Source organism: Proteus vulgaris, from assembly GCF_016647575.1.
Taxonomy (GTDB): domain Bacteria; phylum Pseudomonadota; class Gammaproteobacteria; order Enterobacterales; family Enterobacteriaceae; genus Proteus; species Proteus mirabilis_B.
In genome coordinates, this window is sequence record NZ_CP032663.1 from 3,163,075 (window position 1) to 3,178,258 (window position 15,184).

General features: G+C 38.0%; 12 protein-coding genes. 10 read left to right on the plus strand and 2 right to left on the minus strand.

The window, feature by feature from the left end; genetic code table 11:
- The first annotated feature begins 23 nt into the window (after positions 1–23).
- From D7029_RS14595 to D7029_RS14610, 4 genes are all read left to right on the plus strand, one after another.
- Positions 24–809, plus strand: coding sequence for an SDR family oxidoreductase (locus D7029_RS14595; RefSeq protein ID WP_194951062.1), 786 nt, complete (start codon positions 24–26; stop codon positions 807–809).
- A gap of 84 nt (positions 810–893) precedes the next feature.
- Positions 894–1,751: a co-chaperone YbbN gene (locus D7029_RS14600; protein WP_088494788.1), complete on the plus strand. Its 858-nt coding sequence runs from the start codon at positions 894–896 to the stop codon at positions 1,749–1,751.
- A 37-nt stretch (positions 1,752–1,788) separates the two neighbouring features.
- A complete protein-coding gene (locus D7029_RS14605; RefSeq protein WP_088494787.1) occupies positions 1,789–2,712 on the plus strand; it encodes an SPFH domain-containing protein in 924 nt (307 codons plus the stop codon).
- A gap of 2 nt (positions 2,713–2,714) precedes the next feature.
- The gene (locus D7029_RS14610) at positions 2,715–3,203 is read left to right on the plus strand and encodes an NfeD family protein (protein WP_194951063.1); all 489 of its coding nucleotides are present in this window, start codon (positions 2,715–2,717) and stop codon (positions 3,201–3,203) included.
- Here the strand turns inward: D7029_RS14610 and cueR are convergent.
- A complete protein-coding gene (gene cueR / locus D7029_RS14615) occupies positions 3,166–3,570 on the minus strand; it encodes a Cu(I)-responsive transcriptional regulator (RefSeq protein WP_194951064.1) in 405 nt (134 codons plus the stop codon). The genes D7029_RS14610 and cueR overlap by 38 nt on opposite strands.
- Before the next feature lie 132 nt (positions 3,571–3,702).
- Between cueR and copA the strand changes: the two genes are divergently transcribed.
- From copA to ybaK, 4 genes are all read left to right on the plus strand, one after another.
- Positions 3,703–6,645: a copper-exporting P-type ATPase CopA gene (gene copA / locus D7029_RS14620; RefSeq protein WP_194951065.1), complete on the plus strand. Its 2,943-nt coding sequence runs from the start codon at positions 3,703–3,705 to the stop codon at positions 6,643–6,645.
- 379 nt (positions 6,646–7,024) lie between these two features.
- Positions 7,025–8,422: a YadA C-terminal domain-containing protein gene (locus D7029_RS14625; RefSeq protein ID WP_194951066.1), complete on the plus strand. Its 1,398-nt coding sequence runs from the start codon at positions 7,025–7,027 to the stop codon at positions 8,420–8,422.
- 109 nt (positions 8,423–8,531) lie between these two features.
- The gene (locus D7029_RS14630) at positions 8,532–9,341 is read left to right on the plus strand and encodes a TraB/GumN family protein (protein ID WP_194951067.1); all 810 of its coding nucleotides are present in this window, start codon (positions 8,532–8,534) and stop codon (positions 9,339–9,341) included.
- Between the two features lie 34 nt (positions 9,342–9,375).
- Positions 9,376–9,855 (plus strand): Cys-tRNA(Pro)/Cys-tRNA(Cys) deacylase YbaK, encoded by a 480-nt coding sequence (ybaK, locus tag D7029_RS14635; RefSeq protein WP_088494780.1) that lies wholly within the window; start codon positions 9,376–9,378, stop codon positions 9,853–9,855.
- A 120-nt stretch (positions 9,856–9,975) separates the two neighbouring features.
- On the opposite strand, the gene ushA is transcribed toward ybaK, so the two are convergent.
- Complete coding sequence (gene ushA / locus D7029_RS14640) at positions 9,976–11,640, minus strand: bifunctional UDP-sugar hydrolase/5'-nucleotidase UshA (RefSeq protein WP_088494779.1); 1,665 nt, start codon at positions 11,638–11,640, stop codon at positions 9,976–9,978.
- Positions 11,641–11,901: 261 nt separating this feature from the next.
- On the opposite strand from ushA, the gene D7029_RS14645 reads away from it, so the two are divergent.
- Positions 11,902–13,140, plus strand: a complete 1,239-nt coding sequence (locus D7029_RS14645) for an MFS transporter (RefSeq protein WP_194951068.1) — start codon at positions 11,902–11,904, stop codon at positions 13,138–13,140.
- 238 nt (positions 13,141–13,378) lie between these two features.
- Complete coding sequence (gene ybaL / locus D7029_RS14650) at positions 13,379–15,139, plus strand: YbaL family putative K(+) efflux transporter (RefSeq protein ID WP_194951069.1); 1,761 nt, start codon at positions 13,379–13,381, stop codon at positions 15,137–15,139.
- The last annotated feature ends 45 nt before the right edge of the window (positions 15,140–15,184 follow it).

A 15,184-nucleotide genomic window follows, 5' to 3' on the forward strand; every position in this document is an offset into this window, starting at 1 on the left:
TAAACGAGATTAATTGTAAAATTATGCAAAAAACGGTATTGATTACAGGAAGTTCTAGTGGAATAGGACTCTGCGCGGCAAAAGCACTAAAGAAAAGAGGCTATCGAGTTCTTGCTGCTTGCCGTAAAGGTGAAGACCTTGAACGCATGGAAACACTGGGATTAGAACCTATTCATCTTGATCTTGATGATCCAGAAAGTGTTGAAAATGCGGCACTAGAAGTTATTCGCCTGACAAACGGTCGTTTATATGGATTATTTAATAATGGTGGGTTTGGCGTTTATGGCCCATTAGATGCCATTACTCGCCAACAAATGGAAAAACAGTTTTCGACTAACTTTTTTGGTTTACATCAGCTAACTACATTACTTCTACCAGCCATGTTACCCCATGGTGAAGGGCGCATTATTCAAACGAGTTCTGTAATGGGGATTATCTCGACACCCGGTCGAGGTGCTTACGCTGCCAGTAAATATGCGGTAGAAGCATGGTCTGATGCGCTAAGAATGGAAATAGCGCATACTGGAGTTAAGGTGAGTTTAATAGAGCCGGGACCAATACGAACTTGTTTCACTGAGAATGTCGCTCAAGCCGAAAAAGATAAACCTGTAAAAAATCCGGGGATTGCGAGTCGTTTCACATTAACGCCTGAAGATGTGGTGAAAAAGCTTATTCATGCTTTAGAAAGCCCAAAACCTAAGATACGTTATCCCGTAACCTTATTAACTCACGCTGTCAGAATACTAAAGCGTTTTCTACCTGATATTTTAATGGATGCAATTCTCAGTCGCCAAAGTGGCAAGGCTTGATTTTTCAGGATCCACCCTTACTTATTAATAAAATAGCTTTATAAATCGCATCTATATTTAAAACTCTCAAAAAGGGGCAAGTTAATGTTAGCAACTGCACATATTGTTGATGTAAATGAATCAAATATTCAACAAGTTATAGAACAATCCATGACGAAACCAGTCATGATGTATTTCTATTCAGAACGTAGCCCTCATTGTGCAGAGCTTGGCGCAACATTAGATAAACTAGCAGCCGAATTTGCTGATCAGTTTATTTTGGCAAAATTAGATTGTGATGTTGAACAAATGATTGCCTCACAATTTGGTCTACGCGCTATTCCAACTGTTTATATATTGCAAGAAGGTCGTCCAGTTGATGGCTTCCAAGGTCCTCAACCTGAAGAAGCAATTCGTCAAATTTTAGCCAACGTATTACCTAAACCAGAAGAGTTGAAAGCAGCACAAGCTGCACAATTACTTTCTGAAGGAAAAGCAGAAGAAGCATTACCGCTACTAAAAGAAGCTCACCAGCTCGCACCTAAAAATAGTGAAATTACACTTGCACTAGCAGGTGCTTTAATTTCTTTAAATAAAAGTGAAGAAGCACAAACTCTGTTAATCACCATCCCATTACAAGATCAAGACAGCTACTACCATAGTTTGTTAGCGCAAATTGAATTACAAAAACAGGCGGCTGATACGCCTGAAATTCAACAATTACAGAACGATTTTAATCAACAGCCTGAAAATACCGATCTTGCTATTCAACTTGCACTAAAATTACATGAAGTTGCCCGTAATGAAGAGGCATTAGAGTTGCTATTTAGCTTTATCAAAAAAGATCTAAATGCAGGTGATGGGCAAGTTAAGAAAACCCTGATGGATATTTTATCAGCCTTAGGCACTAATGATAATTTAGCGTCTAAATATCGTCGTATGGTGTATTCTTTACTTTATTAATTTTACTTTCTTATTAAAGCAGACTTAGGACAGGTATATGGAAATAGTCATTGGTATTATTATCTTATTCGCTATTATTTTAGTTTTATGCGGTGTTAAAACCGTTCCACAAGGTTACCAGTGGACTGTCGAACGTTTTGGTCGTTACACTCGTACTCTGACTCCAGGACTTCAAATTCTCGTGCCATTTGTCGATCGTATTGGTCGCCGTATCAACATGATGGAACAAGTCCTTGATATTCCTTCTCAGGAAGTTATTTCTCGTGATAACGCCAACGTCAGCATCGATGCAGTCTGCTTTATTCAAGTGATCGATCCTGTAAAAGCCGCTTATGAAGTCAATAATCTCGAGCTTGCCATTATTAACTTAACACTCACTAATATTCGTACAGTGTTAGGTTCAATGGAACTTGATGAAATTCTTTCTCAGCGTGATCAAATCAACAGTCGCCTTTTACTGATTGTTGATGATGCAACAAACCCTTGGGGTATCAAAATTACTCGTATCGAAATTCGTGATGTCCGCCCACCAAAAGAATTGATTTCTGCAATGAATGCGCAGATGAAAGCTGAGCGAACTAAACGTGCTGACATTCTTGAAGCTGAAGGTATTCGTCAAGCCGCTATCTTAAAAGCTGAAGGTGAGAAACAAGGACAAATTCTAAAAGCTGAAGGTGAGCGTCAATCTGCATTCTTACAAGCAGAAGCCCGTGAACGTGCGGCAGAAGCTGAAGCCAAAGCAACACAAATGGTATCTGAGGCCATCGCCAAAGGTGATATGCAAGCAATTAACTACTTTGTTGCTCAAAAATATACTGATGCGCTGTCTCAAATTGGTTCAGCTAATAACAGTAAAGTTATTATGATGCCACTAGAAGCAAGTAATCTCATGGGTGCAATTGGCGGTATTTCTGAATTACTCAATACCAAAAAAAGTGACTCTGGCAACAAGAGCAATTAATTATGATTGAATGGATTAGTGCTCAACCTGCACTTTTCTGGCTTTGTCTTGGTGGCTTGCTGTTAATTACAGAAATGTTAGGAACAGCAGGATACCTTTTATGGTCAGGAATGGCGGCTCTATGTGTATCGTTGATTGCATGGATACTGCCTATTAGCTGGCCTATTCAAGGTGTTTTATTTGCGATATTAACGGTTATTAGTGCTGTTCTTTGGCACCTTTGGCTTAAACGCAGAAAACAATCAAAAGAAGCCGAGAACTTAAATCAGAAAAGTCACCAACTCATTGGTGTTCATGCTGTTTTATTATCAGATACGGAAAACGGTTTTAGTCGCGTTAAATTAGCTGATGGTAGTTGGCGTGTTTATTCAGACACGCCATTACTTGCTGGTGATAAGGTAATAGTGACCGCAATTGATGGTATTACCTTACAAGTGATCGCACTTAAACCGACTATTTCTGGTGATGACAACACCCTGACAAATGATTGATAATTGGGCACTCTGCTCCGTCATCACCCGGGCATTCGCTGGCTAATAAAAGTAATCGCTGACGAATGGCATTAAGCTCATTAATTGTTTTCTCAATTTCAGCCACTTTTTTTAAGGTGGCTTCTTTCACGTCTGAACTATGACGAGAAGGATTTCTTAGCAACATTAATAAAGCTCGGCACTCTTCTAAACTAAAGCCAACTTCTCTTGCTTGGCGCAATAATGTTAACTCTTCAATATGTTGAGCCTGATAATAACGATAGCCGTTTTCACCTCTTCCCGGTGGTGTTATCAAGTCTTTCTCTTCATAAAACCGAATAGCTTTAGCCGTTAATCCTGTTTTACTTGCGATTTCACTAATATTCAAAATTCCCCCTTGACCTTCCCCTTGCGGAAAGGTTTAGCCTTTATCTCTGATAAGAAAAAACCTTTAAAGAAAGCAAGTTACCGAATATTGCGCAATAATAGAGGTAACGCTTTTATGACGGAGATAATTAACATGGCAAAAACTATAATACTCGCATTGAAAGGACTTTCATGCTCTCACTGTGTTAACAGTGTAAAAAAAGCTCTTGATTCTCGCAATGACATAGAGCAGGCAATTGTGACTATTCAATACGCTAAAATTGACAGTGATGCAACTGCTGAAAGCTTAATCAAAACAATTGAAGATGCAGGCTATGAAGCAAGTGTTGCAACACAACCTGATGTAAAATTAAGCCTAAGCGGACTTAACTGCATGAAGTGTGTTGGTAAAACTGAAAAAGCATTATTGGCTGTTGAAGGTGTTGCAGCCGTTAATGTAACAAAAGAGTCAGCTGAAATTTTTGGTGACGCAAATGCGGATACTTTAATTGCAGCCATTACGGCTGAAGGTTTTCAAGCAAGCTTAGCGCCTGCTGACAACGTAATTCATTTAACTCTATCAGGCTTAAATTGTGGTCACTGTGTCGGTTCAGTTAAAAAAGCGCTAGAAAATACTGCAGGTGTTGAAACAGCTGAAGTTGAATTGACACATGCAAAAGTGACGGGTTCTGCAACCGCTGAAACGTTAATCGACGCCATTACAGAAGCGGGTTTTGAAGCTCAACTAGCAGGTACTGATTTCCCAAAAACTGAGCCGCTGACGCAAACGCATGCACAACTGGAAGCATCGTCAGCGGCTGTTTGTGATATTCCAGTTGAGAATGCTGATATTGATAATAGCGCTGAAATCGACACTGACGATGACGACAGTGTTCAGCTTTTAATCGATGGCATGACTTGTGCGAGTTGCGTAAACAAGGTTCACAAAGCATTACAATCCGTTGATGGTGTTGAAAATGTGCGTGTAAATCTTGCTGAGCGTAGTGCTTTAGTAACGGGTGAAATCGATCATGATGCACTCGTTACTGCCATTGAAAAAGCAGGTTATGGCGCTGAAATTATTCAAGACGATGTAAAACGCAGAGAACGTCAGCAAGAAGTTGCTGTTGCCAATATGAAACGTTTTCGCTGGCAAGCTGCGTTGGCATTAGTCGTTGGTATTCCTGTAATGATTTGGGGAATGATCGGCGACAATATGATGCTGACCGAAGCTAATCACAGCATCTGGTTAGGTATTGGTATTGCAACGCTGTTTGTTATGGTTGTTGCTGGTGGCCATTTTTATCGTAGCGCATGGCAAAGTTTAAAAAACCGCAGTGCAACAATGGATACCCTCGTTGCGTTAGGAACAGGAACAGCTTGGCTCTACTCCATTACTGTAAACTTATGGCCAGAAGTGTTCCCAGCTCAAGCTCGGCATCTCTATTATGAAGCCAGTGCGATGATTATCGGTTTAATCAATCTGGGACATATGCTTGAGCAAAGAGCGCGCCAGCGTTCATCTAAAGCGCTAGAACGACTATTAGATTTAACTCCACCAACAGCAAGAGTGATAACTGAAAACGGTGAAGTTGAAATGCCACTGGCTGATGTTAAACAAGGAATGACTTTACGTTTAGCAACAGGTGATAAAGTGCCGGTTGATGGTGAAATTATCCAAGGTGAAGTGTGGATGGATGAGGCAATGCTGACAGGCGAGCCAATTCCACAGCAAAAAACAGTGGGTGATACTATTCATGCTGGAACAACAGTTCAAGATGGTTCTGTTCTATTTAAAGCAGCGGCAGTGGGAAGTAAAACAACACTGGCTCGTATTATTAAATTAGTTCGCCAAGCGCAAAGTAGTAAACCTGAAATAGGCCAGTTAGCGGATAAAATCTCGGGTGTATTTGTGCCTGTTGTTGTCGCTATTGCGCTTGTTGCAGGAGCTATTTGGTATTTCTTTGGCCCATCTCCACAAATTACCTATGCACTGGTGATTATCACAACCGTTCTTATCATCGCTTGCCCTTGTGCTTTAGGTTTAGCAACACCTATGTCGATCATTTCAGGTGTTGGTCGTGCGGCTGAATATGGTGTGTTAGTCCGTGATGCAGATGCACTACAACAAGCCAGTAAGCTAGATACTTTAGTCTTTGATAAAACAGGAACACTGACAGAAGGTATGCCTCAGGTCACTGAAATTCATACTTTCAATCAAGTAGATGACACTCAAGCGCTTGCATTGGCAGCATCACTAGAAAATGGTTCTAATCACCCATTAGCGAAAGCTATTTTAGCGCGTGCTGAAGGTATTGATTTACCAGAAGTAAACAATTTCCGTACATTAGCCGGTATGGGATTAAGTGGCGAAATTAATGGTAAAACAGTACTTTTAGGTAACCCTAAATTAATGCTTGGATCTGGTATTGATATTAGCGAAGTTAATTCACTGATTGATTCTCAAGCCGCCAAAGGTGTTACTCCTGTTTTATTAGCGCAAGACGGAAAAATTGCGGCTTTACTTTCTATTCGTGATCCACTTAGAGAAGATACCGTAAGTGCATTACAACGTTTACATCATCAAGGTTATCGCTTAGTGATGTTAACGGGAGATAACCCAATTACTGCCAATGCAATTGCAAAAGAGGCAGGTATTGATCAGGTTATTGCTGGTGTTATGCCAGAAGGTAAAGCACAAGCCATTACAGAGCTTCAAGCTGAAGGTCGTCGTGTTGCAATGATTGGGGATGGTATTAACGATGCCCCTGCATTAGCCAAAGCTGATGTTGGTATTGCAATGGGTGGTGGTAGTGATATCGCCATTGAAACAGCAGCAATCACATTAATGCGCCATAGCTTACATGGTGTTGCCGATGCTGTTGAAATTTCAAAAGGTACGCTGCGTAATATGAAGCAAAACCTTTTTGGTGCCTTTGTCTATAACAGCTTAGGTATTCCGATTGCGGCAGGTATTCTCTATCCCTTCACTGGCACACTGTTAAATCCAGTTGTTGCAGGTGCAGCAATGGCGCTATCTTCAATCACAGTTGTAAGTAATGCAAACCGTTTATTGCGTTTCAAACCTAAGCAATAACACCTAAAGATTTATTAAGACATATTATATTAAAACCTCTTTTACTGATCGGTAAAAGGGGTTTTTTATTATCTTATTTTTAAATTTTCTCTAATGATTATTAATATTATCAAAAGGTTAAAAAAAAGCCGACATTTCTATCGGCCAGTCAAAGAGGAATTTCTCATTATACAAGAGAGTCATCACTCCGCCCTCTTATTGCTAGAATAGCAATATCTTATAAAGATTTCATTAGTTTTTATTATTCATAATAATAAATATAAAATTAATATAAAAAAACTTAATAAGGTTATTTATTTATAGTGAAATAGATATAAAAATTTAAAATACTTGAAAAATAAACACCAAGAATATATTTCAATATCAAAAGGATTTGCAGATGAAATACAACAAATTTTTTCTTATTAGTTTATCTTTAGTTTATTCATCAAATGTTTTTTCAGATACCAATAAATTAATTGATAAATCAAACTCAGTAATCACGCCTGAATATGATACTCTTGCAAAAAATCATCAATTTATAAATAATCCTTTATTTGACAAAATAATTAATGATTCTTATGTCCAAATAAGCAGATATAATCCAAATACATTTCAAATTAAATTAGACAAAAGAATAGCAAAAGATCTTGCAAACCATTTTGAAGAAAAGAAGATCAAAGATGCACCAGAATATATTGTTAATAATATAGTTAATAATGATAGGCATATTGAAATAGAAGCTGACAATACAATTTTCAAGAATGAAGCAATTAATTATTTCACTTCATTATTCATAAAAAAAGGCGATAAAACCCTCTCGTTAAATCGTGAAAAACTAATTGATATCATGAGTAAAAATGAAAAAATAATTATTACCACAACAGAAAAGCCAGGAATAGATTTAGCAAAAATAAATAATCAACAAGATCTTTATACATATATTGATAATATTGAAACTAAAAACTCATCACTTTTCATATTAGATGAAAATACAGATGAGAAAATAAATCGAGTTGTAAAGAGCTTAGAACAAGAAGACCATCTAATTAAAAACTCCATTCAAGATCATAAACAAAGAACAAGAGATGATATTGAGTTTCAACAAAAAAAAATCACAGATAACGCTAACGAAATAAAACAACATGAAGTCGATATTTTGGCGGGGATAAAAAACTCAAAAACAAATAAAAACAATATTACAGATAATAGTAATGAGATTGAAAAAAACAGAGAAAAAATCACAGATAACATTAATTATATAGAAAAGAATAAAAATAAAATTGATAAAAACACCGTCAATATTAATGAAAACAAAATTACAGTTAATGAAAATAAAAACAATATTGAGCTAAATAAAAATAGCATTATCAATAACACATCAGAAATCAATGAAATAAAAGAAAATACGATTAATAATGTTAATATTAATGGCATTCGACTACCTCTAAAAAACCACCTTTCTCATTTATATAATGAGCAATCGACAGATAGAAGCCAATTTAATGCACTTAAAGAAAATTTTGAGCACTTTAAATCTGATACTCAAAATCGCTTTTATAAAGTTGAGAAACGTGCCAATCAAGGCATTGCTTCTGTAGCCGCAATGAGTAATTTACCTTTTACTGATAATGCTACATTTAGTACTGCTATTGGTATTGGTAATTATCGTAATGCCACAGCACTTGCTTGGGGTATGCAATATCGTATTAATGAAAATATTAAAATAAGAGCTTCGACAGCATGGAATGAAAGCAATAGTTGGGTATCTGCTGGTGGTGTCGGCGTGAGTTGGTAAATAACGTAAATACGGCGAAAGCTAAGTAAAGCTTAGTTTTCGTTGTTTCATTCCATTTCAAATCCGTTATGCTGAAACTTTGTAATTCTATACTCAAAGGAGCATATCAATGACGGGTATTTTTCAGAAAATCAAACAGTGGGTAGGAATAAAAAACACTACTCACTACCCTTATCCTGCTGTTGATATTACGCTACCGAATAATATCTCTTTACACCTTGTGGGTAGTATCCATATGGGTGTTCCTACAATGTCACCGCTTTCCAACGTGCTTATCAACGAAATAAAAAATGCAGATGCTATTATTGTTGAAGCTGATATTTCAACTGACGTTCAACCTTTTGATCAATCATCTCTTTTTAGAGAGTCTTTAGAAACGCGCTTAAATACTCCTCTTTTCTCTCAAGTTACACGCTATTGCGAAGATCTCGCGCTCTCACTTTCTCAACTTGAGAATAAGCCTCTTTGGCAAATTGCTTTGATTTTACAATCTACCCAAGCAATGCAACTTGGATTACAACCGCAATACGGCGTTGATTATCAAGTTATCCAACAGGCTAATGAACACAAAAAAAGGATTATTGAACTCGAAGGCATTGGGAGTCAGGTCGCATTATTATTAAATTTCCCTGATGATGGTCAGCAATTACTCGAAGACACATTAAAAAATTGGCACGAGAACGCACGTACATTGCAAATCATGATCAATTGGTGGTTAAATTATAATAGTAGAGAAAAACAACCGCCTTTACCGAATACCTTTAGTAAAGCTGTATTTGATATTTTAATGGAAAGCCGTAACCAAAAATGGGTAAGCATATTATCAAAATTACCAGCTGGTCGTTATGTAGTGACAGTAGGTGCCCTTCATTTATTTGGTGAAGAGAACTTGATCGATTTATTAACGCACCAAGCATAAAAATATTGTTCTAACCTTATAAATAGGAATAGCTATGACTCCCGCTGTAAATTTACTGGAAAAACAAAAAATCAAATTTACCCTTCATCCTTATGAGCATGATGCTAATGTCCATAATTTTGGTGATGAAGCCGTTGAAAAATTAGGTTTAGATAATCGCCAAGTATTCAAAACACTGTTAGTTTCTTTAAATGGTGATGCTAAAAATCTTGCTGTTGCAGTAACACCGGTTTCTGGTCAGTTAGATTTAAAACTTGTTGCTAAGTGCTTTAAGGCAAAAAAAGCAGATATGGCAGATCCACAGATTGCACAAAAGGTCACGGGTTATTTAGTGGGTGGAATAAGCCCATTAGGTCAGAAAAAACGCCTACCGACAGTAATTGATGAACAAGCCCTTGAATTTGACACTATCTTTGTTTCTGGTGGCAAACGTGGTTTAGATATTGAATTATCAGCAAAAGATTTAGGTACTGTATTAGGCGCTCAATTCGCACTTATTCGCAAAGAGTCATAATCATTAATGATTTTTTATTTTAAGGCTCATCCTCAAAATAAGAAATTGACGTGATTTAGACCCAAAATAAAAGGCGACATTAATGTCGCCTTTTGTCTATATAAGCGTTACTTACTGAGCTTATTTCTTGTAAACAATTTCGCCTTTAGGTTCGAAATCATCAGCTTTCAATGGAGAATGTGCTTCGATATAACCTTTTAGCACTTCAGCATCAACAAAACCAGTATTTACATACGCAGGATGAACATCAATCTTAGGATAACCATCACCACCAATACCGTTGAAGTTTAATGTCGCCATGCGGTAAGACTTCGTTTTATCTAATGGTTTACCCGCAATTTTAACATCGCTAACTTTACAGTCTGCATCTACAGTTAAGCTAACATTGTAGAATTGTGCGTAAGCACCAGAGTCTACTTTCATACATGCAACAGCTGACAGATAAGGCTCGACTTCCTCGCCTTTAAAATCAACATAAACCAGCTCGTTCGCAAATGGTTGTACTTTCAGTACATCTTTGTAAGTGATATCACCAGATTCAATAGAATCACGCACACCACCACCACTCATAATTGCAAAGTCTGCATTCGCACGTTCAGCTTGAGCTGATAATAATAGACGTGCCATGTTGGTTTGAACAAAGCGAACTTTACTACGATCACCTTCTAATTTACCAACAACCTCACCCACTTTAACATTCAGTTGCTCGCCACCTTTTTCTTGGTAAGGTGTCAGCAGTTTCATCATTTCAGGGTTATGAGCAATTTCTTTCGTGTAGTAGACAAGTTCAGTTGTACCGTCGTCTTTCTTCACTTTTTGATTTAAGTTGATTGGGATTAATTGGTAATGTTTTAACGTAAATTCACCATTACGGAATTCAAAGTCTGCACGACCAACATATTTACCCCATTCATGAGCCTGAACAATCCATGTACCATTTTGGTTATCTGGTGCACAAGGTGTTCCCGGTACATAATCAGCTTGTTTGTAGTTTTTGTTCTCTTGAGACATACAAACAGGATCTTGTGAGTGACCACCCACAATCATATCAAGGTAACCTTTTGGTAATGCACGAGCCATTTCCACATCACCCGGTGCGTTAGAACCATGATTACCATCATCGTAGTGACCCATATGAGTTGCTGCGATAATAATGTCTGGTTTTTCCGTTGTACGCAGCTCTTCTACCACTTTTTTAGCTTCATCAGAAGGTTTGCGGAATTCGGTATCAGGGAAGTTCGCTGGGTTACCAATACGTACAGTGTCATCCGTTGTTAAACCTAATACTGCAATTTTGACACCTTGCTTATCAAAAATGGTGTAAGGCTTGAATAAACGCTCACCCGTGCTTTTTTGATAAATATTTGCAGATAAGAATGGGAATGTTGCCCATTTCTCTTGTTGACGTAAAACATCTAATGGATTGTCGAATTCATGGTTACCAAGAGCCATTGCATCATAACCCACAAGATTCATACCTTTGAAATCAGGCTCGGCATCTTGTAAATCAGATTCTGGAACACCGGTATTGATATCACCACCAGATAACAGCAGTACGCTACCACCTTTTTTAGCCACTTCATTACGAATGTCATCAACAACCGTTTTTTGTGCCGCTAAACCATATTCGCCACGATCGTTATGCCAGAAATGGCCATGGTGATCATTGGTATGCAAAATAGTAATTTCGTAGGTTTTATCCTTTTCCCATGCCTGAGACATCGCAGGCGCCATCGCTAAAGAAACCGTTAATGCGCATGCTGATAATTTAAAAGATAAGCTCATGGTATATCCCCATGTATATTATTTATTGAGAAGGTTCTGCCATGGTTCTACTGTAGAAAAAGAAGACAGAAGTTAAATACTTTTGCTGTATTTTATGACGTAGGTTATATAATTTTTTTATTATTTCATTGATCCAATAGTTTTTTTGAGACATGAATCAAACTCTATTTCTCACAAAAGCACTCAACTCCAAATAGATGTAAACTAGACTAATAAAAACAGAAACAATTTATTAACAAAATAATGTGACAGGGAACTAAAATGAGCAATGCCGATCCAACGCTTCCCATAGAAGAAACCGATGTTTTACAACGAAAAGCCAATAAGCGTAATACCGTTTTTAGTATTTTAACTGCTATCAGTTTTTCACATCTTCTCAATGATATGATCCAATCATTGATATTAGCTATTTACCCTATGTTGCAATCCGAGTTTTCACTCAGTTTTGTGCAAATAGGGATGATAACGTTGACCTATCAAATTACAGCATCTTTATTACAGCCTTTTATTGGCCTCTATACTGATAAATATCCTAAGCCTTACTCATTACCTATTGGTATGGGTTTTACGTTAACGGGGCTTATTCTCCTCGCCTTTGCTGATACATTCCCAATGTTATTACTTGCTGCGGGATTAGTCGGCACAGGCTCATCCGTTTTTCATCCTGAATCATCTCGCGTTGCTAGAATGGCATCAGGTGGAAGACACGGACTTGCACAATCACTATTTCAAGTAGGCGGAAATTTAGGCAGTTCTTTAGGCCCTCTTTTAGCCGCTTTACTAATTGCACCTTATGGCAAAGGAAATGTGGGTTGGTTCTCTCTTGCTGCGTTATTGGCTATTGTGGTGCTATTACAAGTTAGCCGTTGGTATAAAATTCAACAAGAAGCTCAGAAAAAACAACCTAAAGCACTAAATAATAAATCAATATTGCCACGTAAAGCCCTTTTTGGCTCTTTAGCCATTTTACTTATTCTGATTTTTTCTAAGTATTTTTATCTTGCAAGCATCAGTAGCTACTATACTTTCTATTTAATACATAAATTTGGCGTTTCAGTACAGAATGCACAAATTCACCTATTTGTTTTCCTCTTTGCTGTTGCTGCTGGCACCATGATTGGTGGCCCCGTAGGCGACAAAATTGGCAGAAAATACGTTATTTGGGGATCTATTCTAGGTGTTGCGCCTTTTACACTGATACTCCCTTATGCCAGCCTTTATTGGACTGGCGTACTGACTGTATTTATTGGTGTGATTTTGGCATCAGCATTTTCTGCTATCTTAGTTTATGCTCAAGAGTTAATTCCGGGTAAAACAGGCATGGTTTCAGGACTTTTCTTCGGGCTTGCTTTTGGGATGGGTGGTATTGGTGCAGCAGTCTTAGGGTATATTGCAGATCAGAAGAGTATTGAATATGTCTATCATATTTGCGCTTATCTCCCACTGTTAGGTATTTTCACCATTTTTCTCCCTAACATTGGGGTAGATAAAACCGAATAACTTGTAATTTCCCCTGTTATCTAAATGAACGGGTAACAGGGTATTTCTTACTTTAAAAGGTAAGACTGATTAAAATAACATAAAAAAGTGCATTTGCATCAAAAAACTCAATCAACTTGCTATTTTTATAAATAATCGATAATTTTTAGCGAATTTATTGCATGAATACGTTAAACTATCAGCCTGCTATATTACTCGCCCCCCGATACATGTAGTTTTATAAAAAGAAGGAGAATTGATGCCGCATTCAACACCCCTCATTACCACCATTGTTGGTGGGTTAGCACTTGCTTACATTTTAGGCATGATCGCTCAACGGCTAAAAATCTCACCTTTAGTAGGATATCTTGCTGCGGGTGTACTCGCTGGTCCATTTACTCCCGGCTTTGTTGCTGATACCTCTCTCGCCCCTGAACTCGCTGAAATTGGCGTTATTCTGCTAATGTTTGGCGTGGGTTTACACTTTTCGTTAAAAGATCTGATGGCAGTAAAAGCCATCGCTATTCCGGGTGCTATTGCTCAAATTGCAGTCGCAACACTATTAGGACTGGGATTATCGGCATTTTTTGGCTGGGGTTTATTTAGTGGCATTGTATTCGGCTTGTGTCTATCAACAGCAAGTACTGTTGTTCTTTTACGAGCACTTGAAGAAAGAGGCTTGATTGATAGCCAACGAGGTCAAATTGCGATTGGCTGGCTAATTGTTGAAGACTTAGCCATGGTGTTAGCCCTTGTTCTACTCCCTGCTATCGCCAGTATGCTGGAAAGTAGCGATCAAACCAATGTTTCTCAATTGATGATTAATTTAGGTATCACAATCGGTAAAGTGGTCGCCTTTATCTTAATCATGATGATTGTTGGTCGTAAGCTTATTCCTTGGATGTTAGCTAAAACAGCAGCAACCGGCTCTCGTGAGCTATTTACACTATGTGTACTCGCTCTTGCTTTAGGTATTGCTTATGCCGCTGTGACCTTATTTGATGCATCCTTCGCATTAGGGGCATTCTTTGCGGGTATGGTGCTTAATGAGTCTGATTTAAGCCATAGAGCGGCTCAGGATACTTTACCTTTGCGTGATGCCTTTGCTGTTCTGTTCTTTGTGTCTGTCGGTATGCTATTTGATCCAATGGTATTAATTGAGCATCCATTGGGTATCTTAGCAACACTGGCTATCATTATTATTGGTAAATCCGCAGCTGCGCTGGTGCTTGTTCGAATGTTTGGGCATTCCAGACGAACCGCCTTAACCATTGCAGCCAGCCTTGCTCAAATTGGTGAGTTCGCCTTTATTCTTGCAGGTCTTGGCGTTGCACTGAACGTTTTAGAGCCAGATGCGCGTAACCTTGTTTTAGCCGGTGCTTTAGTCTCTATTATGCTAAACCCAGTTCTGTTCTCTTTATTAGACCGTTATCTGGCAAAAACAGAAACCAAAGAAGAAGTGGAACAGCTACAACAAGAAGAGCTGGAAGAAGAGATGCCTGTCCCTGTTGATATTTGTGGTCACGCTATTATCGTCGGTTATGGACGAGCAGGAAGTATGCTTTCGGAGAAATTATTAGCTCAATCTATCCCATTGGTTATTATCGAAAATAGCCGTAATAAATTCGCTGAATTAAAAGAGAAAAGCTTAAACACAGTACTGGGTAATGCATCAACTAAAGAGTCACTTGCTTTAGCTCGTATTGATTGTGCTAAATCTTTATTACTGACGATACCTAATGGTTATGAAGCAGCCGATATCGCAGAAACTGCAAGAAGTATGAACCCTGATTTAAACATCATTGTTCGTGCTCATTTTGACGATATTATCGTGCGTGCTAACTATGATGAAGAAGCTTCTTTTATCCTTGAAAAAGGAGCAAATCACGTCATTATCGATGAAGATCAAACAGCATCCGCCATGGCAGATATGCTAATTAAAGAAGTTGAGTTTGGTTGTGCTATTGATGATACACCTGAAAATGGTCAACAAATCATTGCACCTAGTGCAGCGCAATAATCAAATACTAATAACCACTTAAACCCTTAAAATTTAAGTCAATAA

Excerpts from the sequence above, each read along its gene's own strand:
- D7029_RS14605 (WP_088494787.1), top strand. The coding sequence starts at position 1,789 with ATGGAAATAGTCATTGGTATTATTATCTTATTCGCTATTATTTTAGTT.
- D7029_RS14610 (WP_194951063.1), top strand. The coding sequence starts at position 2,715 with ATGATTGAATGGATTAGTGCTCAACCTGCACTTTTCTGGCTTTGTCTT.
- ybaL (WP_194951069.1), top strand. The coding sequence starts at position 13,379 with ATGCCGCATTCAACACCCCTCATTACCACCATTGTTGGTGGGTTAGCA.
- ybaK (WP_088494780.1), top strand. The coding sequence starts at position 9,376 with ATGACTCCCGCTGTAAATTTACTGGAAAAACAAAAAATCAAATTTACC.
- D7029_RS14645 (WP_194951068.1), top strand. The coding sequence starts at position 11,902 with ATGAGCAATGCCGATCCAACGCTTCCCATAGAAGAAACCGATGTTTTA.
- D7029_RS14625 (WP_194951066.1), top strand. The coding sequence starts at position 7,025 with ATGAAATACAACAAATTTTTTCTTATTAGTTTATCTTTAGTTTATTCA.
- D7029_RS14595 (WP_194951062.1), top strand. The coding sequence starts at position 24 with ATGCAAAAAACGGTATTGATTACAGGAAGTTCTAGTGGAATAGGACTC.
- D7029_RS14630 (WP_194951067.1), top strand. The coding sequence starts at position 8,532 with ATGACGGGTATTTTTCAGAAAATCAAACAGTGGGTAGGAATAAAAAAC.
- ushA (WP_088494779.1), bottom strand. The coding sequence starts at position 11,640 with ATGAGCTTATCTTTTAAATTATCAGCATGCGCATTAACGGTTTCTTTA.
- D7029_RS14600 (WP_088494788.1), top strand. The coding sequence starts at position 894 with ATGTTAGCAACTGCACATATTGTTGATGTAAATGAATCAAATATTCAA.
- copA (WP_194951065.1), top strand. The coding sequence starts at position 3,703 with ATGGCAAAAACTATAATACTCGCATTGAAAGGACTTTCATGCTCTCAC.